The following is a 22034-nucleotide window of genomic DNA, read 5'->3' as shown; positions in this document are numbered from 1 at the left end:
TTTATAAAACAGAAGAGCCCGCTAGGTAAAACTGGCGGGCTCTTCTGTTTTTAGGCTGTTTTCTGGAAAATAGCCTAAAAATGATCTTTTTAAGGACCTAAAAATCTATTTTAAAATGGTGGTGGATGCCTTCCTGGTGGCGCTCCAATAACGCTTGCAGCATGCCATCCTTCAAACCCACCTGCGGGACCAGCATGCTTTCAATGTGTGCCCATTTCATGGCAGAAAGGTAGATTTCGGCAGCGGGCACGATGACGTCTGCCCGGTCAGCGTTGAGGAGCAGGACTTTCACGCGCTCTTCCATGGTTAAGCTGGAGATATGGTCTACCACTTCCTCAATCTGCTTTTTGAAGATGGGCTTGCCTCCGGTTTTGCGGGCCATGTCATAAATCTTGTTGATGTTACCGCCGGTACCAATAGCGCGGGTAACATGGTGCAACTTGGCTTTGTCTGTGACCCAGTCTTGCATGGCTGACCACATCTCTTGTGATTCATCACCTTGCATGTGCCTGATGGAACCTTGCTCAAATGAACGGGAAGCCACCTTCATGCGGTTCACATAGATGTTGAATTCGGTGCTGCCGCCGCCCACGTCAATGTGCAGGTAGTTTTTGTCATCCAGTTGCTGGCGGATGACCATGTTGATCAGGTCAGCCTCAGTAGTGCCGTCAATCACTTGTATGTCCATGCCCAGCTTTTTGTGCACTTCCTGGATGATTTCGGTGGCATTGGTGGCAGAGCGCATAGCTGATGTGGCGCAGATCATGTAATCCTGCACTTCATGCACGTCTATCAAGAGTTTGAGCGCGTGCAACAGCTTAATGAATTTCTCCGTTTTCTTCTTAGAGATGACGCCACTGGCAAACACGTCCTCGCCCAGACGCATAGGGTAGCGGATGTATTCTACCCGCTTAAAGAGGGTGTGTTGTTCATACCTGAACACGTTGGAAATCTGGCAGCGGACCGCATTAGAACCAATGTCAATGGCGGCCAATTTTATGAGGGGTTCGGTGGCTTCTGTCATAGAGGTAGAAACAAATATAGCCAAAATTGTATAGGCAGGCTAGGCTATATACTGCGTTTTTGGGCTATTTCCTGGAAATCAGGGCAAAAACGGAAACCGCCAGACGCGTATTATTCGTTCTTACTCTTGATGGTTTAGCAGGCAGGACAGGAGCGGCAAATTATTGGCTAGACTCCATGTTTTTTAGAAAAATAATACTACCTTAGCATAAGAACGGTCTCCAAACGGAAGGCCGTTCTTCTTTTTTACCACAGTGCTCAACTTTTACATATGTCAGTATCATATTATACCCCAGAAGGATTGCAACGACTCAAAGAAGAGTTAGCAGAACTTAAGACCAAAGGACGCGCCGAAGCCGCTCGTCAGTTGGCAGAGGCGCGTGACAAAGGTGACTTAAGTGAGAACGCAGAATACGACGCCGCCAAAGACGCACAGGGCCACTTGGAACTGAAAATCTCTAAACTAGAAGAAGTGGTGGGCAACGCCCGTCTGATTGACGACTCCAACTTGGACCCTTCCAAAGCCTTGATTCTCTCTAAGGTGAAGCTGAAGAACCTGTCCAACAACATGGAGGTGAACTATACCCTGGTAGCAGAGGAAGAAGCCAACCTTGCCGCAGGAAGAATCTCAGTGAAATCTCCCATTGGCAAAGGGTTGCTGGGCAAGAGCGTAGGTGACATTGCTGAAATCACCGTGCCCGCCGGCACCATCAAGCTTGAAATCATAGAAATCTCTAGATAACTTACTGCCGCGCTATGGAAGAAACCATTTTTTCTAAGATTGTAAAGGGCGACATTCCGGCCTACAAGGTGCTGGAAGATGATCGGTTCCTGGCGTTTTTGGACGTTCGCCCTTTGGTGAAAGGCCACGTGTTGGTGATCCCTAAAGAGCCCGTTGACTACATCTTTGATTTGGATCCAGACACGCTAGGTGACCTGCATAAGTTTGCCCGAAAGGTAGCCGTGGCCATTAAGAAAGCCGTGCCCTGTGAGCGCGTAGGAGTGGCAGTGATTGGCCTTGAGGTGCCGCATGCACACATTCACCTTATTCCAATCAACCAGATGTCTGACATGAATTTCAGCAATCCTAAGCAGAAATTCTCCTCAGAGGAAATGGAAGACGTAGCCCACAAGATTGGGAAAGAGGCGATAAGCTAACTTTTGGACGCAAGACTCAGGACATATAACTGAAAATAAAGATCTGCCGTTTTTGGCTTCTTTTCTAGAAAAGAAGCCAAAAACGGCAGATCTGTTTAGCCCTATTGGAGAAAAGTCTAGGGTCTTGTCTTCTGTGTCTTATGTCTGGGTAAGTCTATTTGATTCTATCCGGATTCTCAGTTAAAAACGCTTTCCAAGACTTTCCGCCGGCTTTCTGGTTACTGCCTTGGGTGTAATGGTGGCAGAGGGCTACGGCCAGGGCATCTGTGGCATCTAGGAATTTAGGGGCTTCCTTGATCTTCAGGATTTGCAGGAGCATGGCAGCTACCTGTTCTTTGGAGGCGTTACCGTTGCCTGTCACTGACTGCTTGATCTTTTTGGGGGCGTACTCCACATAGGGGATGTCTCTGGAGAGGGCGGCGGCAATGGCAACGCCCTGGGCCCGTCCCAACTTTAGCATGGACTGTACGTTAGTCCCGAAGAACGGTGCCTCAATGGCCATCTCATCAGGGAGGTACTCAGTGATGAGTCGCAGGGTGGCGTCAAATATTTTCTTTAATTTCACCGCATGGTTGGGGTAACTTTTCAGTTGCAAAACCCCGTACTGTAGCACGTTGATTTTAGAGCCGTTTATTTCAATTAGGCCATAACCCATCACGTTGGTGCCGGGGTCAACGCCTAGAATCAGCTTATTATTAGGAAGCGGTAAGTTAGAATGAATCATAAAGCACAAAATTACAAACAAACTGCCAGTCTTCGGCTACCCGTCCGCCTTTTGGTGTGGGGAGGTAAGCTGGCGGTCTTGTGCCTGACGCTTTATTATTTACGGCAGGCCTTGCTAGACGCCGAGAACCAAACCGCCTTCTCCTGGGCCAGATGGCAACAAGTTTGGGCTAACAGTGGTTGGGTGGCAGCCTTGGCCGTGGTTTTACTGCCAGTGAATTGGGGAGTGGAGGCACTTAAATGGCAGTTCCTTTCTGAGAAAATTGAAAAAATATCTTTCTTAAAAGCCTATCGGGCGGTGTTGGCGGGGCTTACCTTGGGCTTTGTTACCCCCAACAGAGTAGGTGACTATGCCGGGCGTATCTTGACCATGCACCAAAAGAACCGGGTAGACGCTATTGGGGCAATTTTGCTGGGGCGCTTGTGCCAGTTGTTTGCCACGGTGTTGGTTGGTTCTGCTGCGCTAGCGTACTTTTTCTATAGCTATTATATACCTCTGGCCACGCCCGTGGGGATATCAGTAGCGTTTGGATTGCTGCTGTTGAACGGTTGGATGCTGGCCTTACTGTTTAGTTTTCATTGGGCCATTGCGGTGCTAGAGAAGGTGCCGGTGCTCAAACGCTGGGTGCATTACTTTGCCGTGATTGGGGAGTACACGCCAGAAGAGCTGAACAGGATGATCCTGCTTTCTGGCCTTCGGTACGCCGTGTTCATGGCGCAGTTCATTGCCCTACTCTGGGCGTTTGGGGTGGACTTATCCCTGGACCAATACGTTTGGGGCGTGGCTGGCACATTCTTGTTAAAATCTATGGTGCCGTCCATCAACGCGCTGGCAGACATTGGCATGCGGGAGTTGAGCGCCATGCACTTCTTTGGGTTAATGGGGCAGGACCCGCTGTTGGTACTTGGGGCCAGCCTATCCTTATGGGCCTTGAATATTGCTTTGCCCAGCGTTGTTGGGTTGTTGTTTGTTCTTCCGCTTAAACTCACCCGCACCCGTTGATCCTTTATTCCTTTCTGCTTCTGGTGGTAGGAGTATATGCCCTGGTTTTGCTGGCATGTGCCTGGGCGTGGTTTCATCTGCCTTCCCTTCATAACAATCCTCCAGCTCCAAAGGCGTTCTTCTCGGTGATTATTCCGGTGAAAGATGAGTCTGCCAATATTCTAAACTTGCTACAGGATTTAGAGCGGCAGATGTATCCTAAAAGTAGTTTTGAGGTTCTTGTCATAGACGACCATTCCTCAGATAAGACTCCAGATTTGGTAGAGGAGTTTCAAAGGTCCAGCTCCCTAAATCTTCGGCTTTTGTTTTTGGCCTCTTTTCCAGAAAACAGGCTAAAAAAGGGTGCCATCACTTTGGGAATTTCCTTGGCAAAAGATGATTGGATTGCCTGCACAGACGGAGATTGCAGGGTAAAAGAGAATTGGTTGGAATCTACCAACCAATGCCGGTATGAGCAGAACGCCAAACTAGTAAGCGGCCCGGTTACCTTAAGCACTGATGCCAGCTGGTTTCAAAAGTTGCAGGCACTGGAGTTTGCTGCATTGATTGGAGTGGGAGGAGCTTGCATTGGACTGCAGAAGCCTACCATGTGCAACGGTGCTAACATAGCTTATGAAAAAGCTGTTTTTCTGGCGGTGAATGGTTTTGAAGGGAATGCAGATATTCCTTCTGGTGATGATGAGTTTCTAATGCATAAGGTGCATCAAAAATATCCGGGGCAAGTAGCGTTCCTTAAAGACCGGCAGGCCATCGTTTCTACCAATGCATTGGCGTCCTTCTCCGGTTTTATTGAACAACGGAAGCGATGGGCCAGTAAATGGAAGCATTATACTTCTTTGATGCCGCAGGCGCTGGCTTTGCTGGTGTTAGGTGTCAACGTAGCTTTATGGCTGGCGATTGGATTAGCGCTGAGCGGTATTATCTCCTGGACCAGTTTAGCAGCCATGGTTTTGTTAAAACTGCTACCAGATGCGTTGTTGCTAATACAGGTGCTGGGCTTCTTCCAGAAACGAAAATTAATACTCCTTATAGGTCTTTTGCAGATAATGTATGTGCCCTACGTTTTAGTAACTGCCATCCTTGGCTGGCGGGGAACGTATGCCTGGAAAGACCGTCAACACGTGGCCTCATGACTGATCAGGAATTTGATATCATTGATGAATTGTACTTTGTAACGCCTTTTCTAGACTTGCAGGAAAAGGTAGGTTTGCCAGAGGATGAATTGACCAAGTCCTTGGTGGATTTAATTAGCAAGGGCTACGTGAAATGCCTTTTCCCTGACCAAGACACCGAAGTGCCATTTGAGGCAGAGCACTTCCAATCATCTTATACGGCTTACTTTTTTCTGGCCACCAAATCAGGGCTTTTGGCGCATAATACAATTGTCTAGTGGATTGCTCTTAGAACAAATACTGAATCTGTTGGTTGTAGCATTTCGGGCCACAGAGTTTATGGGTAGATGCGTGCGGGGCTGCTTTATTTTCGTTATTTTGCCACTTGAATCTTCCGGAAAGGAGCATCAGGGTTTTCCTGAGCAACTCAAAGATCATTCATATTCCCCATAAATTGAAGACGATGTCTGAGTTGAAGTTCCCAACGGTAGAACAGGAGTTGAACTTGAAGAAGTTGGAGTTGGCGGCATTGCTGGAAATCACCAAAGCCATCAACAACAACCTGCCAGAAGAGGCCCTTTACAAGATTTACCATTTCACCTTACTGGCCCAGCTGCATATTAGAAGGCTAGCGCTATTCATCCATGATGAGGCCTGGGAGTGCAAAGTGAACTTTGGGACGGAGCATAATTTCAGGGAAATAGAATTGCCCAAAGAGGTAACCGAGCTTAGGCAAATCACGGCCATGTCTAAGCTGCACATTGACAAGCGCTGGCAAGACTTTGAAACCATCATCCCCATCATCCATAACAACCGCATATTAGCCTTTGTGATGATTGGCAATGTGCATTCCTACTACACCACTTTAGGCGCATTGAGCTTTGTGCAGACCCTGAGCAACATCATCTTGGTGGCCATGGAGAACCGACGCCTGGAGCGTCATAGGCTTGCGCAGGAAGCCATCCGGAAAGAGATTGAAATTGCCAGAGAGGTGCAGAACATGCTCTTCCCCAAGAGTCTGCCCAACAATGAAAAGGTATCCATCCATGCCACCTATATTCCGCATTCTTCTATTGGCGGCGACTACTATGACTTCATTCAGATAGACAAAGACCAGTTTCTGTTTTGCGTGGCTGACGTTTCTGGCAAAGGTGTACCGGCATCCTTGTTGATGTCTAACTTTCAGGCGGGTTTGCGCACCATTTTGCGCCAAACCACAGACTTGGGCACCATTGTCAAAGAATTGAATTACCTCATCTACCAAAACGCGATTGCGGAGAAGTTTATCACCACGTTTTTAGGTTTGTACAACTCTGAAACTCGTGAATTATCTTACGTGAATGCGGGCCACAACGCCTCTATCTTGCTGCTGGAAAACAATACCTATCAGTTGTTAGAAGAGGGGTGTACCATGCTGGGGATTTTTGAGGATCTGCCTTTCTTGACGGTAACCAAGGTAGAGATTCCGCCCAAGTCATTCATATTCTGCTACACAGACGGCCTCACGGAGGTATTCAACAACGATGAGGACGAGTTTGGTATTGACAATACCATTAGAGTGCTGCAGTGCTGCCGGTACGTGAGTTCGCGTAACATCCATACGCAATTGCTGCAAGAGATCAATACCTTTAACAGCAGTGCCACGTACTCAGATGACATTACCTTGCTGTCTTGCAGGTTTAAATAATCAGCCTCAAAAGCTGTGTTTATTCAGCGCATTTTAACGCCTTATACAAGTGCGATTCTACCAAACTCCAGCTTTTGTTACTTGGTTGTTTCCAAAGATTTGGTGGCGCAAGAAAACGTCTGAGAAGGTATTATACCTAACGTTTGATGACGGTCCCATTCCGGGAGTTACAGAGTTTGTCTTGACAGAGCTGGAGAAGTACCAGGCAAAAGCTACTTTTTTCTGTGTAGGTGAGAATGTGGAGCGCCACCCAGAGATTGCCAGAAAAGTGGCGGCAGGTGGGCATGCCCTCGGCAATCATACCCATAAGCATGTGCAAGCGTTTAAAACCAATGTACCTGACTATTGGATGGAAGTAGACCGTTGCCAAAAAGCTTTGGAGACAATAATCACCCAGCCAATCACCAAGCTATTTAGGCCGCCACATGGCCAATTGACCTTTGCTCATCTCCGTAGGCTTCAAAAGAAGTATCAAGTAGTGATGTGGAGCAACCTTCCATATGATTTTGACCAATCCCTTCCGCAAGAGGCGTGCTGGCTAGAAACAAAGTCGCGGGTAAGGCCAGGTGCCATTGTGGTATTGCACGACAGCCTGAAAGCTGAAAAATCTTTAAGGTATGTTTTACCTAGACTACTGGAGCATTTCTCAGGCCTTGGGTATACTTTTAAAGCATTGTAGGCCATGGTTTTCTCTCTGGTCTATTTTTCCCTGTACTTTCTAGTTTTCCTTTGCCTGCTTTTCTTCTGGGTGTTCAGGTTCAAAGGCGCCTCAGGTTATACTTACATAGAGAAGGAACTTCCCAAAGTTTCCATTCTTATTGCCGCCAGAAACGAGGAGGCTAATATTATCAATTGCCTAACTGCCATAGACCAGCTGGATTATCCTAAAGATAAGCTAGAGGTACTGGTAGGAGATGACCGTTCTCAAGATGCTACCATGCGGTTGGTGCAAGAATTTATAATAGACAAGCCATACATTCAGCTAGTCTCTATTAAGCAGGATCTAGGAGGCATCAAAGGGAAGGCGAACGTGCTGGCCCAGCTAGCCCGCCTAGCTACCTCAGGTTATTATTTTTTTACCGACGCTGATATTGAAGTACCTGCAGCTTGGATTGCAACCCTGCTTTCTAAAATCAAGGGTAAGACCGCGATAGTAACCGGGATCACTACCGTGAAAGGAAACCGCTGGTTTTATAGAATGCAACAATTGGACTGGTTGTATTCCTTGGGACTGATGCAGGTTGTGGCAGACAGAGGTTTGGCTGTTTCTACCATGGGCAACAACATGGTCATTACCCGGGAAGCATATGAAGCAGTAGGCGGTTTTGAAGGAATACCCTTTTCCATTACAGAAGATGTTCAATTGCTAAAGCATGTGTTGCAAAAGGACTATTCCTCTAGCCACGTGTATGACGCTTCTGCCTTAGCGCTTAGCATGCCTGCCTTGTCCCTCCTAGATTTATTGCACCAACGCAAACGCTGGATGAGCGGCGCCAAGCATTTGCCTTGGTATATGTGGACCTTGTTTGTGTTCAGCTTTATGTATTATCCCATCTGGGTGCCTTTTTTCTGGTACACCTCTATAGGCGCAGCGGTGTTGATTGGGTTATTGAAAGTTGGCTTGCAAAGTATTTTCATTAAGATAGCTGTTGCCAGAGCTGGTAAAACCGTGAAGTGGATGGATCTACTTTCTCTTGAAGTTTATTTGGTCAGTATTTCCATCCTTCTGATTGTATTTTACTTTTTGCCTTTTAAGATTACTTGGAAGGGACGGCAGTATTGAAAACAGGTTGAAGGTAATCTGTTATATTTGTCGTTTCTGGCCTGTTTTCTGGAAAATACCCCAAAAACGGTGTCTAGCATTTACAGTTCCTTTATGAAACTTATAGATACCCACGCCCATATCTTTGCCCCTGAGTTTGCCGAAGACCAGGAGGACATGGTGCTGCGGGCCAAACAGGCGCAGGTAGAACAGATTTTCATGCCAAACATTGACAACACCTCCATTGAGGCGATGTTGGCGCTGGAGGAGAAACACCCAGGTATGTGTCATGCGCTCATGGGGCTGCACCCTTGCTATGTCAAAGAAGACTACCAGCAAGTGTTGTATGAAATTGAAAGCTGGTTTCATAAAAGGACTTTTAAAGGAATAGGGGAGGCCGGCTTGGACCTTTACTGGGACAAAACGTTCTTTGCGCAACAGCAAGAGGTTTTGCGCACTCAATGCCAGTGGGCCAAGCAGTACCAGATTCCCATTGTCCTGCATACCCGTGACGCCTTTAAAGAAACCCTTGACATTGTACAGCAGCAACAAGATGGTAGCCTTACAGGAATCTTCCATTGCTTTTCGGGTACTGTAGAAGAGGCACATTTGGCCATAGAGGCGGGCTTTTTATTAGGGATTGGCGGCGTGGCTACCTTTAAGAACGGGGGTTTGGAGCCTGTCTTGCAAGCAGTAGATTTGAAACATCTGGTCTTGGAAACGGACAGTCCTTATTTGGCGCCTGTTCCCTATAGAGGCAAGCGAAATGAGCCTTCCTACCTGCCTAAAATTGCCCAGCGCATCGCAGAAATAAAATCCATCTCATTGGAAGAAGTTGCCTTGGCCACCACTACCAATGCCACCCAACTATTCGCCTAAAGCCTATGAAGTTTTTTAAGGTAAATATCAACACGGCCGCCCCACGCAACCCGGAGGCGTCTATTTTGCTTATTTACACGGGTGGTACCATTGGCATGGTGTCAGACAAACAGGATGAACACCTAGTGCCATTTGACTTCAGTGAGGTCATCCATAGAGTGCCTGAGATGCGCCAATTCAAGGTGATGCTTACGGTGTTGAGCCTGGATCCGCCTATAGACTCATCTAACATTGGTGTTGAGCATTGGATAAAGCTGGCCCAGATCATTCAGGTAAACTATGAGGAGTATGATGGATTTGTGGTGCTGCACGGGACAGATACTATGGCCTACAGCGCTTCGGCCATGAGCTTTCTGTTAGAGAATTTGTCCAAGCCCGTCATCTTCACTGGGGCCCAAGTCCCCATTGGGCGCATGCGCACTGATGCCCGCCGCAACCTCATTACTGCCTTGGAAATTGCTTCTGCCCACTTAAAAGGAAAGCCCTTGGTGCCAGAGGTTTGCATTTTCTTCAATACCCAGTTACTGCGCGGCAACAGAGCTACCAAGGTAGAAAGCAGAATGTTCAACGCCTTTAATTCGGGCAAGTTTCCGCCGCTGGCGCATGTGGGCATTGACATTGAATACAACCAGACACTAATCAAGGCCATTGCTGAGGCTCCCTTAAAAGTATACCAGGCTTTAGAGGAGCAAGTAGCCGTTTTGAAACTATTCCCGGGCATAAGTCCTGCCGTGGTAAAAGCCGTATTGCAAAGCGAAGGCTTGAAAGGGTTGGTTTTAGAAACCTTCGGGTCTGGCAATGCACCCACCTATCCTTGGTTCTTAAAGCTTTTACAAGAAGCGGTAGACCGTGGTATAGTAATCCTGAATGTGTCTCAATGCGAAGAGGGAGAAGTACGCCAAGGCCAATACGAGACTAGTTTGTACTTGCGCCAGATGGGAGTAGTAGGAGGAACGGATATGACCACCGAGGCGGCTATCACCAAAATGATGTTTGTCTTAGGACAAAAACTGTCCATTGAGGAAACTAAGAAGCAATTACAAACCAATATTAGGGGAGAACTTACTTTTAGAGGTTAGAAAAGCGGGGAAAAACAGGCATGCGCTTGCAAAAGCGTTAGCTTCTGCCTTTCTTTGCAACCTGTTAACCGGAGAGGTGTCAGAGTGGTCGAACGAGCACGCCTGGAAAGTGTGTATACTGGTAACGGTATCGAGGGTTCGAATCCCTCCCTCTCCGCATATAGGAAGCCCTAAATAGCTGTTAGATAGCGGTTTAGGGCTTTTTTGTTTTTATTTTGGTCAAGTTTTAGTCAAAAAGTAAAATTTTTCTAGTTGAACTATGGCTGAATATGACATTTGACTTCTACCTCGGTGGCTACGGCCGAGATACGTATAGACTGAAGCTTGAAGGCTCCATGCTTCGCTGTTCAGAGTATATGGGCGTTCCATCTGAAAATGATAAGTTCGTTAACGTGGACGGAAGCAAAGACTGGGAGATGGTGCTTGTATTTCTTAAAACCTGCGCATGGCAGAAGAGATACTATGATAATTTCATCTGCGATGGCACGCAGTGGGAGTTGAAAGCAAAAGGAGTAGGTTTCAATATCAAATCATACGGTTCTAATTCTTACCCAGACAACTTTAAGGAGTTCGTGGCTACCATCAATAAATTATTGGCGGTGGCGGGTATTAGAATCGCTTAAATGTATCCTTAGTTAATCCCAGAGTCCTAGCCTAGCGAATTGAAGCGTTTCCTTTTTGCATTTCGGGCAGTGCCAGAAATCTTTGGATTGAAGGTAGTCTGAAGGCGGGAAGTCCGAATCACCACCGAATTGGTCTTCCATACCCTCGAAATAGTATTTCGTATCCCTGGCGCAATTGGGGCATTTAGACTCGGTCTTGCTCATATCGCTACCTACCACGATGCCACAATGGTCACAGTAAGCAGGCTCTAGCCTTACCCTGGTGGTAAAGTAGTTGAATCCGATTCCCTGGTATATTTTCTTGGATTCTAGCCCACATCCGCACTCTGCCTTGATTTTATAACCCATGGATTGGTTTGTGAAAAAATGGTATCATATTCATTGGTAAAGTGTATACACCATTTTGCATTCAACGGTCTAGTACGTTGTTTATAAAATGTTATACATCGTTTTTCCCCTTTTGTGAGTTTACTTCCTTAAAAGATTGGTGATGAGCCTCTAAGAAATTCCTATTCTCCTTTTCATATTCCTCAATTGAATATGATTCTGTTCTACCAGTCAGATAATTCTTATATAGTTCATTCTTCATGTCATTAATGTCGTTGAGGCTTTGTGTTGTGTAATTTTCCGTTAATCTTATTCCATTTTCATCTTTAAAATGATAAGCTTGCATTATTGAATATGTGTCACCACTAGAATTATCTGAACCTATATTAAACACATCATAATCAAACATCTGTTTGTCAATCCGTCCCACCACAAGAGTAATGTAAAGCTCAGATTTGCCTAAGTTATTCGTTGAACCTGAATAAATCATGTCAATAGATTGTACTTCCTCCTTTGTTATAAAATTTTGTGGCAACAAAGAGGTTATCTGGTCAAAGTCCGCTTTATTATTCTTTTTATTAAATGAATAACATTTAAGTTCTTTGTATGGCTTGAAACTAGACTTAAGTTGGTCGTATTTATATTTTCCTTGATGTTGATATTTGTTTTTCTTTTTCATCTTATTGATTTATTATAAATAGTATAAAATTAATTTTTTGAATATAAATGATTAATTTATTTAAGTTTTTTAACTCATCAACTTACTGCGTTGGCCCAGTGTCCACCTTGCTTTCCAAAAAAGCCTCGATGTCGTCTGGTAGGCGGCTTAGAAGGTCATAGCCCGTTGCTTTCTCAATCTCATCAACGGACGTCCTGTAAATGCCCCAAGATGAATTGATAGTATTAATGTTTGGGGTGTTAACTGCTATCACCCTCGTGCTAGTAGTCACTCTATTGGTATCATCATTGCCCATAGGCAGAACCAGTATCACCTTCCATATCTGGCTCGGCACCGTTACCCGCCCGTTGTCAATGGTGCTTTTTGTGCCATTACTACCAGTGCCGCCAGTTCCATAATTACCCATGATGACATATACCTCATTGCCCGCTTGTACTAAATCTCTTGTGTAGTCTTCTAGTCTAGCCCAGGTTTGTTGATTATTATTCGGGGCTTGTGGCAGCATATTGGTCATTAGAAAGGTGGCCGAGTTGTCTGCTACCGATTTGGTTCTATCGGCCGAGGGAGTGTTGTGGCCACGGTCAAACCCGCTTCCAGTGTAACTACTTGCCGTCACCCTGTACCACCCAGTTGGCAGGGTGTTGTCAGGTCTGAAGTCGTCCTGGCGTGCTGCGCTTCCAATCCAATCTTGGGTAAGGTGCCAACTCACCCAGTTTGGGGTGCCTCGGTCTCGGCTGTAGGAGAGCGCATACTGTGGCTTTTCCATTAAGAAGTTGTTGAAGTTGCTCTCATCTGTGGTGGCGTTGCTTGGGTTGCCTAGGGTGAGATGCTCGCTTAGCGGCAAATCTTGGCTTTGCTTCGGCACCACCTCGGTCTCTTTACAGCCTGCAACGGTTAGCCATACAAGGGTTGAAATGTAGAGAAGCTTTCTCATCGGAATCAATTAATGGTTAAGTATTATTGAGTTAGGATGTAATACATTATGTGGAATCAGAAACGTTTATTCGCTAGAAGGGATGCCGTAATTGATATATACAGTAAGTAGCAGTTAGAGGCTGTTACCGTAAAAACTAAATGAATACGATGCCGAGGTTTGACCAGGATACAGTTGATACATACTTAGACGACTTCCTAGACACATTAAAGAACAAGCAGAGAACCGAGAGAATAGTTGGCGGTATTTACTTTGGACTGCTAGACGATGCTTTCAGAGAAGAGATTGCAAACGGTATGGAAGACGTGAAACAACTTACAATAAAGGCCGAAGAGTATATCGAGGCAAGGCTGTCCGCTAGTGGCGGGTTAGCCCAATAATGTAATTGATGTAAACTCTGTAGAAATATTTGATTGTAAAAGATTTGCCATTTCTTTAAAAAGGGAAATGGTGCTAGTTGATGGCACCCTTTCCCTTTTGCTTTCTTGTTGGCTATTTCTGAATACTGGTTGGCATCTGCTCTATCCGCTCTACAGATAGCCGATGGAAGTTCTCGTCCTTTTCCATGCAGATGAACCGTCTGTTGGTGTTAATACAGGCGGCAGCCAAGCTTCCAGACCCAGAGCATGTGTCAAGTACCAATGCGCCTTCGTTTGTGTATGTCCTTATGAAGTATTCTAAGAGGTCTATGGGCTTCTGCGTCTCGTGAAGGCTTAGCTTCTGCCTATCGGATGCGAACCTCACCACGCTCCTAGGATACCGCTCAGTCGAGGCGTAGTCTATGTGCTTGTCATGCTTATTATATATGGTCGTCTCTGCGGTCTTCCTACTCTCGGCTTTTACCGTCTTGAGTTTATGACCATAGGTCTTCTGTGGATTGTAAACTGGTAGTTTTTTATAAAAAACCAGAATGTTTTCGTGGCTCTTCATTGGCATTTTCATAGCATTTAGGTGACCTGTAGCATGAGTTTTGGACCAGATTATTTCATAACGAAACATTTTCATGTTGCTAGACGCCAATACCTTGTCATAGGGAGCTTGGCTGAACATAAGAATGGCTGAATTGCTTTTAGTGACCCTAATTAGCTCAGACCAAAGTTTATCAAGGTCTAAAGGTATATCCCACTTGGCACGTGTTGTTCCGAACGGTAAGTCTATTAATACCAGGTCAACTGAATTATCTTCCATAAGAGGTAGGAAGTCAAAGCAGTCGCCATGATAGATTTTGTTCACTTCCAGTTGCCCGTTGGTGGTTTGCTTCAGTCACTGCGGCTTGCGGCCACGCCTGGGCTTGTTGTAGGTAGATGGAATAGCCTTGACACTCTTATCAGCGAAATATTGGGCCAGCGCCTCGTTCAGTATGTCCTTCTGTGTTGTGCGTTCCCAGTATGCCTCTTGTTCAAGCTTCTCAAACAGGTCTTCCCTGATGGCGAACGTTCTCTTTACCTCCTGTATGTCTACTTCTTCAATGTAATCTTCCACGATGAGCGTATTCTTGATTTATGATGGGTTATCCCTGTCGCAATTTAAGTAATGGTGGGGTAAGTATGCCCAGTTAGAGGGTGTTAAAAATTTAGTATGGTTTATATGGTTGATAATAATCCCATACCTAAAAAGGGATTACCCATAACGGTATGGATGATTCAATAAAGTCACGAAAGGGGAAAGCAGTATTGAGTTGCTAGTTCATTGATATTCAGCTTTCAGACTACAAGCTTTGGTTTCGGCCAGTTATGACCTTACCATCTCATAAAATTCGTCATTAAGTAATACCTCTGATAATTCAGGTTCAGATACTGTTATAGTGTAATTGTCAGCGTAGGCTAATGCTGACCCTTGGCCATCATAATTGAACTGAATAACTTCTATTATATCAAACCCTAATATGTTGTCTCCGACTTGCTTGAAAATAACGCTCATTCTGTAATTGTTTTAGGTAGTTTATGCTGAGTAAACGGACAACATAACCAATATGTTCACAGTACATTTGGCCATAACCAAGGATAAATAATATGTTTGTTCGTTGCTTTAAAAGTTTATGATACTTCTTATCAGAGTATAATAAGTATAATGCTTTAATGGCATGATGTAGATATGATAACTAAAGCCACCTGCTCTCTGACACTCTAAGGTACTGTTGCATTCGCATGCGCTCACGCAGGTGAAACAGGTAAATCTATGTGAAATTTTAGGTGTTTTGGGTATGGCTTAAAATATGCTTTTGCTGGCTGTATACGATGTTTTACCTATTTAAATGTTCAAGGTCTGGAATCGTAAGATATAGAATAAGAATTTATATAATTAATATATTTAGTGGGAAATTTATACAAGATAATAATATATAGATTAATATTTAATATGTTATAAATGGATAAGATAATAATGCTCTAATTAAATATATAAAAATAAGAAAGACTAAATAGTTAAACCATTCAATTGCTTATTATTGGCTTCTAATATATGTATCCATAACGCAGTGGTAGGATACATGTAATGGATGATGGTATTCAAAACGGTTTTAAAATAATTATTTTATTATAGCAGACTTCATTTTAAAACTAATAGGGGGTTTCTCATATGATATATAAATGAGAAAAAATAATTAGTAAAATGAAGAAAAAGAAAAAAGAAAGGATGCTATATATTCCAGGGAGTGTTGAGTTAGAGAAACTAATACTGTCAAAATATAATACGCAACACAAGTTTGACCACCAAGACAAATACGCCTACGTGTTGTCTAAAATCATAGAGCAGAAGATATTCGCCAAGCCGAAAAGAAATGGGCTTGTATCTCTGAAGGCACGAATGTTGGCTAGGGTCCTAGGAAGCGACTATTACCAGATGGTGCTAAATGATTTGTTGGAATGGAACGTCATCGTCACCGATAACCACTACATTGAAGGAAAGGAGTCCAAAGGCTATGATATCTCCATGGAATACAGTTCGAAGGCGGTGCAGATTATGGTACTGAAGGAGGTGTTCGCTGACAAGCTTGATAGGATGAAGCATAAGAGCGACTCCAAGCCAGCAAACTACATTAAGTCTCAGCTAAAGAACATCCTGATACGCCATCAGGAGGCCCTAGATTACATCAATAAGAAATACGAAGACACTATCACCCTGATAGATTCGCTGCCGCCAGATGGCTTGTATGGGGCATTTAAGGTGGGTATAGAAAATCACCCTGACACGGATTTCTACTCCATATCATTGAAGCACGAAGACAAGTACGACCTATTCTTATTGAATATTCCTGAGAACCTTAAAAAGGTCATGCTAGACAAGTATAACACTGATAGGGTGTCCATCCAAAACATTATGAATAGGGAATTCTGCTTCACGGAGGATTTAAAAACAGGCCGAGTCTTCACCTTCGTGACCAACTTATCTAAGTCGCTTCGCCAGTTCCTGTATCACAGGAACCATCCCCACGTACCGTTAGTGAACATAGACATACGCAACTCGCAGCCGTTCATCTTCTGTAGCCTACTGGTTGATTACTACGGCACCGACATCCCAAAAGACGTCCAGGAGTATATCTCGCTGTGCAGCAGAGGAAGACTGTACAATGAGTTGATGGACGAGATGAACTACATGGGTAACAGGTCAGCCTTCAAGCAGATGCTGTTCGCTACATTGTTTTATTGCAGCAATGGCTGGGCCGATAAAAGTAAGGAATCTGCATACTTTAGAAATAGATTCCCAAACGTCTATGCTGTGATAAGGCACCATAAGATTGCAAGTCATAAAGACCTTAGCAGAAGGATGCAGTTTAACGAGGCGCATATCATAATTGGCAAGGTGACGAAAGCCTTGATGCGTAACTCAGTGTTTCTATCCACCATCCATGATTCTATCCTGACCTTTGACTATAACGCAGGATTGGTGATGGACACCATAACCAAGTACTTCATCCAGGAATTTAACATTATACCATCGCTTGACGCTGAGCAAGTCACTGAAAGCGAGTTTGCTACGTGTTTAGACATGGCGGCATAAAAATGTTGAATTTCTTTTTCTCTGATTTAAACTTTCTTCTAGTCTTATCTATAATGAGGGTATTTAACTTATTATAAAATGAAAAAGAAGAGAAGAACTTCCGAGGAAGTTACAAATGAATTATACTACAAGCTTTCAAAGAAGAATGACTTGGTGACAATTGCTGAATATCCAGAGGATTCAGATTACTGGTGCGAATGCGTTGGGAGATGTGGCTGCGGAAAGCCGTCTAAGAACTTCTATATAAAAGAAGTTGAAATTTCTAGGAGCCTTAGCAAGCCACACCTATGCTTTTATTCTAGTTGGTCTTGTAATGAAGATATTAACCACAGTTATACACTGGATAGGTTTGATTATAAAAACTTAGCCCATGTACTTGAACCAGACATGGTATATGACTCGGCAGAATATAACGCACTTAATAGGAAGCAGAAAATAAAGAAGCTATTAGTTTTATTGAAAGCTAAAGGCTAGGGGGAGACCTTAGTAAATGATTATTAGCTCCTGGTTTTATTAAAAAGGCTCCCAATCCTATCGGACTAAGAGCCTTTTTAATATTCATTGGAAATAATACCTAGCCAAAGGATTACCTTTTAATATATTATTACTCAGTTATGTACTATATGAAAGACTTTTTATAGGCCGTTCCTTAAACCTACGAAGAACCATCAGTTAACGGGAAGTTTAACCTTTTTTGGATATTTAATTGAAGAGATAGTTCAGGATTTTGTTTTTCTCCTTTTCCTTTCTCTCAAGGCACTTATCCAAGCCCCACTCACCGTATAAAGTAGAGTGGTTTTTTACAATAGAGAAGGAGCTAGTCGGGTACCCTTGAATTTTCACCTCGTACGGCTTATTGCTAATCGAGCGGTTTATGGACTGCTCCAGCACCATCAGGTTTCCTAGTGAATTGATGTTATGCTTCCATTCGTCCCATATCTCCTGTCTCAATTCACCGTTGCTGTCATGGTAAGACTGAATATGCTCAATATCAATCTTAGATTCAAACAGCCTCTTCCTAATAGCGTTAATCTGCTCCTTTTGAGTTGATTTATAGTCTTCCTCAAGCATAGCTGACAATCTACAAATGATACCTTTTCTTCTTGGATTATCTGTCAATCTCTCCGAAAGAAAATGGTTTAAATCATACCAGCCACCTGGGTTATGGTCTTTCTCCTTGCCAATCTTGCTGTTGATGATGGCCATGGTTTCCTCGAAGGGCTTGTTGACCAGGGCATCAATAACCTTGTGCATGAAACCATAGAAGATATCGCTTTTGATTTTTTGGTAACGTATGCTGTAGATGGTGAAAACCTTGCTTAGCTGCCTTATGAAAAGTAACAGGTTGTCAGATTCGTTTTCAGTTCCTCTGTACTTGTGAAGATAGACGAGGACTAGATTCCAGTATCTGGTGTATCTTGAACTCCATATGAAGTGCATGGCGCAGGCATCCTCAGCAGTGAAGCCCTCTTTGCTTCTCCATTGCTTTTCCCAGGCATACCTAACGTCAATTATCTGCTCTAAGTCTTCAAGTGATAGTTCTAGCGTGGAGATGTTGTTCTTGAAGTGGTCCCAATGGTTAATGTTGAACACCGTGTCAAAAAGACCCTCGTAAAAGGTTTCTACGCCCTGGTAGTAAAGCGTTGTAGGAAGTCCGTGCCTTGCTACCAATATATATTGATAGATGCGCAGCACTTCGTTTATGTTGATGATATCTGCGTTCAGCTTTGAGTTGTAATCATCTATCTTATGGTAGAGATGGTTGATTCTTTCAAAGGCCGACTCATCCTGGCCCTTTTTGTCGGTCAGATACTCATACATCCTGATTTTGAAGATGTCACCACCGTTCAAGTCAAGGCCCGTGGTGTTAATGGCATTGAATATCTGAAGGGTTTTGGATAGACCTGCCCTTGTCTCTATGACCACAAAGTAGACGTTGCTTAACAGGTGCTTTGTAAACTTGTCAATGTCAATGTTGGAGAAATTGGTCTTTTCATCCATCAGGATGTTCTTCATCAGCATCGCATTGCGGAAATAAGGGTTCTGCGAATCACCGCTCGCTTTTAGGTCGGCTGCAATGAATGCATCCAGATAGTATTGTTGCGTAGGTTTGCTCACCTGAGTGGATAACCAGTCGAAATCCATATCAGCCAGCTCACCGCAATCAGGAAACTCGGATTTCAAAACTTTAAGCAGAATCAGAAAAGTAGTAAGCCTTTGCTGACCGTCTATGATGTCTTGTTTGCCAGACCCGTTGTTGGCTGATAATTGCATGGTGCCAATGAACATAGGCTCTTCCGAGGAATTACCGTCAACTCCCCAGAAGGAGGTGAGCAGGTCGCCTAAAAACTTCGCTATCTGTTCCTCCTTCCACGAATATGGCCGTTGGTAAATTGGGATGACATATTTTACACCGCTGTTAAAAATGGTGGAGTGACCCTCCTGGGAATTATGCTTCAGGGTGCATGTCTTTGCGGCAATGGAGAAGGTGTTGTCTGGATTCATTCGGTAGTAGGTTGTTAGCGATTTAGATGGAATAGGTCCTTGGAGGGTCAAAGGTGTTTACTAAGACTTTTCAAGCATGGCTTGTATTAATAGGCTCTCAGTTTTAATGCACCAAATGCGGATTCTTGGCATGCCAATGTTTGGTGCCTTGAATTGTATTAGTTAATAACCACAGGATTGTAAAGGTTAATCCTCAGATGAAATTTTTATGGGATTGATTTCTAGCGAGGGTTTGGCCTTACTTGCTTTATAAGCCGCATAGCAGGCATCTTTGAGCTTGGTGACATTCTTTACAAACTCTGAAATCTCATAAATCAACTGCTTTTTCTCTTCAACCCGAAGGTTCTCCAGATAGGAGTTAGAAAGCCTTGCCTGTGACCAAGCGCCTACGGTATTGTGGTAGCCGTTCCCGCCTTTGTTAAACTGATAGACAAAATATCCAGGCGTCAGGTATTTGGACTGCTCGCTGTTGTACATTTCAGCCTCGTCCTGGGACAGTATGGCGTCAAGGTAGACCTTGTTCTTTACCTTGTCCATCGTCATGGTGATGCTGTTAGAGCAAGCTTTGATGTGTATGGCACCGTTCTTGAAATAGGCGCTTGACCTGCTCTTGGTATCGTTGCTAAGGTAGTTCTCAAGAACGGTCAGGAACTTCTCCTTGCTGACGTACAGGTCATCTTCACTGGGTTTCTCCTTTACCTCGTTGGTGGTGACGTAGTCCTTGACGAACCTTTTAAGCTCGTCCAACTCTTCCATGGTTTCCAACTTGCACCCTATCTCAATGGAGTTGCTATTACTGCTGCTCAGCAGGTTCATGGATGAGATGACACCGTTCTTCTCGTTGAAGTAGAACTTTGCGTGCAGGTTGCTTACAAGCCTTGGGATGATGCCTAGGCTCTCTACCTGCTCCCAACTAGCGGAGTTGTCAGGCTCGTTGCGAACGAAAAAATCAATCCGTACCCCACGCTTGTTGGCGTTGCTAAGGGCGCTTGCTATGCTCTCCCAGTATTTGAAGTTGACGTAGGGTGAGACGATGATTAGGTATTGTTTCGCCTCATATATGATGTCTAGAATCTCGGTGCTGATTCTGTGCGGTTGAAGAATTTTCATGAAATGGGTAAATCTATAGTAAATCAGTTCTTAGAGAAAACCTCCGCTCCTTTGGTAACCACTTCCTTCACCATATCTGTTGCTGAGTTTACCTCTCTTGAAGGCTTAGAGCCATTCTGGATAGGGCTTCTATATACACCGTAGACGGCTTTCAATATCAGAGCATCTTTATTGGTATCATCCTTTAAAACATCAGAATATGCTTTAATAGTAAGAGCCACTGCGGACTTGAATGCATACTCTTCCTGGAAATTACGCTCCTTGTTATATTGAGAGATAGTATAGTAAAGCAGAAAGAAGAAAGGAAGTGTTTTTAGGGTGTTTACAAATATGGCCTCCCAAGTTAGAATAGGGTTTGATGTTCCAGAAAGGCCAAAAAAATTGGTAAACACTGCGAATATTGCAAGGACTGCTAACAATCCCACTGCCCCTACAGCGTACCGCCATAACTCCAACGGTTTGAACAATTCAGTTTTGCGTTGCTTGAAGGTTTCAAATAGCGAAGCGCCTACCTCACGCCCTATGAGATTGTCTAGATATGTATTCCTGTCTTCAAAATAACTGTGCTTGCTTTCCACGAAGCCTAACTTAGCCTCAAAATCAACATACTGGTCAATAAATTCCTTTTCTTTTGTTGCCATACGGCTAATCAAATCAGTGAATTCGCCTCTATGCTTGTCATATGTTTTATTAAGTTCGTCTGATGTGGTATCTACCCTTAGTTTTTCCTTCTGTACCTGCTCGGCAATTGAATTGACTTGTGAATTTGCCTGAGTAGAACTATTCAGGAGTTGCTGTATCTGGTTTGTATTTGTGTTCGCTGCACTTAGGTTACTTGTAATCTGCTGTAACTCATTTTGCTTTTGGGTTTGGAAATCAGATAAGTCTTTTTTCTGGTCATTAAGCTGTTTGATTAGTTTCCTCTGTTCTTCTTCTAGCTGTTTCAGCTTCTGAGCTTGAAGGCTTATTTCATCTGAGGCTTTTTTTAGTTTCAAAGCATTCGCATCGTGAACTTTGTATTTGGATTTGCCATAAAACCCATTCTGTAATTGATACTGCGCAAGCCAAAGCAGGGTGTTCTCGCTGTTTTGAAATTGCAGGTTTTGGATATAGCTTAAGTGTGAGTCAAGGATATTGAGGATATTATTATTACCCATATCCGTGGAACTGAATGTGGCAGGTAGTATCAGTGCATCGGGGGAATCTATCTCTTTCTCAAGTTGAATAAAGACTCTCTCACTGATATTCAAATAATCTGAGACAGTGAACTTTGATATTAGATTGGATTCCAGGCTTGCCATATCAGGATAGGCTTTACTGACAAGTTCTAGCAAGTCTAAGCCTTTGAAGGTCTCTATTCTGCGTTTTACCTCATTAATTATATTTGATTCCATCGTATTAATTAATTTTTGATATAATAGGGAGTGGTGT

At 43.9% G+C, this 22034-nt stretch carries 23 protein-coding genes and 1 tRNA gene; 15 read left to right on the top strand and 9 right to left on the bottom strand.

Annotated elements, in window-relative coordinates:
* Positions 1-97: 97 nt before the first annotated feature.
* A complete protein-coding gene (locus TH61_RS16455) occupies positions 98-1000 on the bottom strand; it encodes a phosphatase (RefSeq protein ID WP_066512985.1) in 903 nt (300 codons plus the stop codon).
* A gap of 294 nt (positions 1001-1294) precedes the next feature.
* Between TH61_RS16455 and greA the strand changes: the two genes are divergently transcribed.
* Both greA and TH61_RS16440 read left to right on the top strand, forming a co-directional pair.
* A complete protein-coding gene (gene greA, locus TH61_RS16445; protein ID WP_066511709.1) occupies positions 1295-1765 on the top strand; it encodes a transcription elongation factor GreA in 471 nt (156 codons plus the stop codon).
* A gap of 14 nt (positions 1766-1779) precedes the next feature.
* Positions 1780-2181: an HIT family protein gene (locus TH61_RS16440; protein WP_066511707.1), complete on the top strand. Its 402-nt coding sequence runs from the start codon at positions 1780-1782 to the stop codon at positions 2179-2181.
* A gap of 154 nt (positions 2182-2335) precedes the next feature.
* Here the strand turns inward: TH61_RS16440 and ruvC are convergent, their stop codons facing one another.
* Entirely contained in the window at positions 2336-2905 is a 570-nt protein-coding gene (ruvC, locus tag TH61_RS16435) for a crossover junction endodeoxyribonuclease RuvC (protein WP_066511704.1), read from the bottom strand.
* On the opposite strand from ruvC, the gene TH61_RS16430 reads away from it, so the two are divergent.
* From TH61_RS16430 to TH61_RS16385, 10 genes are all read left to right on the top strand, one after another.
* The gene (locus TH61_RS16430) at positions 2897-3907 is read left to right on the top strand and encodes a lysylphosphatidylglycerol synthase domain-containing protein (protein ID WP_066511701.1); all 1011 of its coding nucleotides are present in this window, start codon (positions 2897-2899) and stop codon (positions 3905-3907) included. The genes ruvC and TH61_RS16430 overlap by 9 nt on opposite strands.
* Positions 3904-5040 (top strand): glycosyltransferase, encoded by a 1137-nt coding sequence (locus TH61_RS16425; protein WP_082780410.1) that lies wholly within the window; start codon positions 3904-3906, stop codon positions 5038-5040. Before TH61_RS16430 ends, TH61_RS16425 begins: the two co-directional genes overlap by 4 nt.
* The gene (locus TH61_RS16420) at positions 5037-5297 is read left to right on the top strand and encodes a hypothetical protein (protein WP_066511697.1); all 261 of its coding nucleotides are present in this window, start codon (positions 5037-5039) and stop codon (positions 5295-5297) included. Before TH61_RS16425 ends, TH61_RS16420 begins: the two co-directional genes overlap by 4 nt.
* A 107-nt stretch (positions 5298-5404) precedes the next feature.
* A complete protein-coding gene (locus tag TH61_RS16415; RefSeq protein ID WP_231862241.1) occupies positions 5405-6706 on the top strand; it encodes a PP2C family protein-serine/threonine phosphatase in 1302 nt (433 codons plus the stop codon).
* A 49-nt stretch (positions 6707-6755) separates the two neighbouring features.
* Positions 6756-7385, top strand: a complete 630-nt coding sequence (locus tag TH61_RS16410) for a polysaccharide deacetylase family protein (protein WP_071887865.1) — start codon at positions 6756-6758, stop codon at positions 7383-7385.
* Positions 7386-7388: 3 nt separating this feature from the next.
* Positions 7389-8489, top strand: coding sequence for a glycosyltransferase (locus TH61_RS16405; RefSeq protein ID WP_066511690.1), 1101 nt, complete (start codon positions 7389-7391; stop codon positions 8487-8489).
* Positions 8490-8582: 93 nt separating this feature from the next.
* The gene (locus tag TH61_RS16400) at positions 8583-9347 is read left to right on the top strand and encodes a TatD family hydrolase (RefSeq protein WP_066512980.1); all 765 of its coding nucleotides are present in this window, start codon (positions 8583-8585) and stop codon (positions 9345-9347) included.
* Positions 9348-9352: 5 nt separating this feature from the next.
* Complete coding sequence (locus TH61_RS16395; protein WP_066511688.1) at positions 9353-10426, top strand: asparaginase; 1074 nt, start codon at positions 9353-9355, stop codon at positions 10424-10426.
* Between the two features lie 70 nt (positions 10427-10496).
* Positions 10497-10583, top strand: a tRNA-Ser gene (locus tag TH61_RS16390).
* A 178-nt stretch (positions 10584-10761) separates the two neighbouring features.
* Entirely contained in the window at positions 10762-11049 is a 288-nt protein-coding gene (locus TH61_RS16385; RefSeq protein ID WP_157600745.1) for a hypothetical protein, read from the top strand.
* A gap of 439 nt (positions 11050-11488) precedes the next feature.
* Here the strand turns inward: TH61_RS16385 and TH61_RS16375 are convergent, their stop codons facing one another.
* Entirely contained in the window at positions 11489-12055 is a 567-nt protein-coding gene (locus TH61_RS16375; protein ID WP_066511681.1) for a hypothetical protein, read from the bottom strand.
* A gap of 82 nt (positions 12056-12137) precedes the next feature.
* On the bottom strand, positions 12138-12989 hold the full coding sequence (locus TH61_RS16370; protein ID WP_066511678.1) for a DNA/RNA non-specific endonuclease: 852 nt from the start codon (positions 12987-12989) through the stop codon (positions 12138-12140).
* A 140-nt stretch (positions 12990-13129) separates the two neighbouring features.
* On the opposite strand from TH61_RS16370, the gene TH61_RS16365 reads away from it, so the two are divergent.
* Complete coding sequence (locus TH61_RS16365; RefSeq protein WP_066511675.1) at positions 13130-13369, top strand: hypothetical protein; 240 nt, start codon at positions 13130-13132, stop codon at positions 13367-13369.
* A gap of 112 nt (positions 13370-13481) precedes the next feature.
* On the opposite strand, the gene TH61_RS16360 is transcribed toward TH61_RS16365, so the two are convergent.
* Together TH61_RS16360 and TH61_RS16355 are read right to left on the bottom strand one after the other, a co-directional pair.
* On the bottom strand, positions 13482-14177 hold the full coding sequence (locus TH61_RS16360) for a site-specific DNA-methyltransferase (RefSeq protein WP_066512979.1): 696 nt from the start codon (positions 14175-14177) through the stop codon (positions 13482-13484).
* 75 nt (positions 14178-14252) lie between these two features.
* Positions 14253-14471, bottom strand: coding sequence for a hypothetical protein (locus tag TH61_RS16355; RefSeq protein WP_066511668.1), 219 nt, complete (start codon positions 14469-14471; stop codon positions 14253-14255).
* A 1323-nt stretch (positions 14472-15794) separates the two neighbouring features.
* Here TH61_RS16355 and TH61_RS16345 point away from each other — a divergent pair.
* Together TH61_RS16345 and TH61_RS16340 are read left to right on the top strand one after the other, a co-directional pair.
* A complete protein-coding gene (locus tag TH61_RS16345) occupies positions 15795-16988 on the top strand; it encodes a hypothetical protein (protein ID WP_157600744.1) in 1194 nt (397 codons plus the stop codon).
* Positions 16989-17066: 78 nt separating this feature from the next.
* Complete coding sequence (locus TH61_RS16340) at positions 17067-17462, top strand: hypothetical protein (RefSeq protein WP_066511662.1); 396 nt, start codon at positions 17067-17069, stop codon at positions 17460-17462.
* Positions 17463-17690: 228 nt separating this feature from the next.
* On the opposite strand, the gene TH61_RS16335 is transcribed toward TH61_RS16340, so the two are convergent.
* The 3 genes from TH61_RS16335 to TH61_RS16325 all read right to left on the bottom strand — a co-directional run bounded on the left by TH61_RS16335 (position 17691) and on the right by TH61_RS16325 (position 21997).
* The gene (locus TH61_RS16335) at positions 17691-19493 is read right to left on the bottom strand and encodes a DUF262 domain-containing protein (RefSeq protein ID WP_066511658.1); all 1803 of its coding nucleotides are present in this window, start codon (positions 19491-19493) and stop codon (positions 17691-17693) included.
* 186 nt (positions 19494-19679) lie between these two features.
* Positions 19680-20603 (bottom strand): phospholipase D-like domain-containing protein, encoded by a 924-nt coding sequence (locus TH61_RS16330; protein ID WP_066511656.1) that lies wholly within the window; start codon positions 20601-20603, stop codon positions 19680-19682.
* Positions 20604-20626: 23 nt separating this feature from the next.
* Positions 20627-21997 (bottom strand): hypothetical protein, encoded by a 1371-nt coding sequence (locus TH61_RS16325; protein ID WP_066511654.1) that lies wholly within the window; start codon positions 21995-21997, stop codon positions 20627-20629.
* Positions 21998-22034 lie beyond the last annotated feature (37 nt).

The organism is Rufibacter sp. DG15C (assembly GCF_001577755.1).
In the GTDB taxonomy this organism is placed as follows: domain Bacteria; phylum Bacteroidota; class Bacteroidia; order Cytophagales; family Hymenobacteraceae; genus Nibribacter.
Note: the sequence above shows the minus strand (reverse complement) of the source record. Positions and strands in the feature narration are given on the sequence as shown.

Bases quoted from the DNA above. Each gene is read 5' to 3' on its own strand.
- greA (WP_066511709.1), top strand. From the start codon at position 1,295: ATGTCAGTATCATATTATACCCCAGAAGGATTGCAACGACTCAAAGAA.
- TH61_RS16440 (WP_066511707.1), top strand. From the start codon at position 1,780: ATGGAAGAAACCATTTTTTCTAAGATTGTAAAGGGCGACATTCCGGCC.
- TH61_RS16430 (WP_066511701.1), top strand. From the start codon at position 2,897: ATGAATCATAAAGCACAAAATTACAAACAAACTGCCAGTCTTCGGCTA.
- ruvC (WP_066511704.1), bottom strand. From the start codon at position 2,905: ATGATTCATTCTAACTTACCGCTTCCTAATAATAAGCTGATTCTAGGC.
- TH61_RS16420 (WP_066511697.1), top strand. From the start codon at position 5,037: ATGACTGATCAGGAATTTGATATCATTGATGAATTGTACTTTGTAACG.
- TH61_RS16405 (WP_066511690.1), top strand. From the start codon at position 7,389: ATGGTTTTCTCTCTGGTCTATTTTTCCCTGTACTTTCTAGTTTTCCTT.
- TH61_RS16400 (WP_066512980.1), top strand. From the start codon at position 8,583: ATGAAACTTATAGATACCCACGCCCATATCTTTGCCCCTGAGTTTGCC.
- TH61_RS16395 (WP_066511688.1), top strand. From the start codon at position 9,353: ATGAAGTTTTTTAAGGTAAATATCAACACGGCCGCCCCACGCAACCCG.
- TH61_RS16385 (WP_157600745.1), top strand. From the start codon at position 10,762: ATGCTTCGCTGTTCAGAGTATATGGGCGTTCCATCTGAAAATGATAAG.
- TH61_RS16375 (WP_066511681.1), bottom strand. From the start codon at position 12,055: ATGAAAAAGAAAAACAAATATCAACATCAAGGAAAATATAAATACGAC.
- TH61_RS16370 (WP_066511678.1), bottom strand. From the start codon at position 12,989: ATGAGAAAGCTTCTCTACATTTCAACCCTTGTATGGCTAACCGTTGCA.
- TH61_RS16365 (WP_066511675.1), top strand. From the start codon at position 13,130: ATGAATACGATGCCGAGGTTTGACCAGGATACAGTTGATACATACTTA.
- TH61_RS16360 (WP_066512979.1), bottom strand. From the start codon at position 14,177: ATGGAAGATAATTCAGTTGACCTGGTATTAATAGACTTACCGTTCGGA.
- TH61_RS16345 (WP_157600744.1), top strand. From the start codon at position 15,795: ATGTTGGCTAGGGTCCTAGGAAGCGACTATTACCAGATGGTGCTAAAT.
- TH61_RS16340 (WP_066511662.1), top strand. From the start codon at position 17,067: ATGAAAAAGAAGAGAAGAACTTCCGAGGAAGTTACAAATGAATTATAC.
- TH61_RS16335 (WP_066511658.1), bottom strand. From the start codon at position 19,493: ATGAATCCAGACAACACCTTCTCCATTGCCGCAAAGACATGCACCCTG.
- TH61_RS16330 (WP_066511656.1), bottom strand. From the start codon at position 20,603: ATGAAAATTCTTCAACCGCACAGAATCAGCACCGAGATTCTAGACATC.
- TH61_RS16325 (WP_066511654.1), bottom strand. From the start codon at position 21,997: ATGGAATCAAATATAATTAATGAGGTAAAACGCAGAATAGAGACCTTC.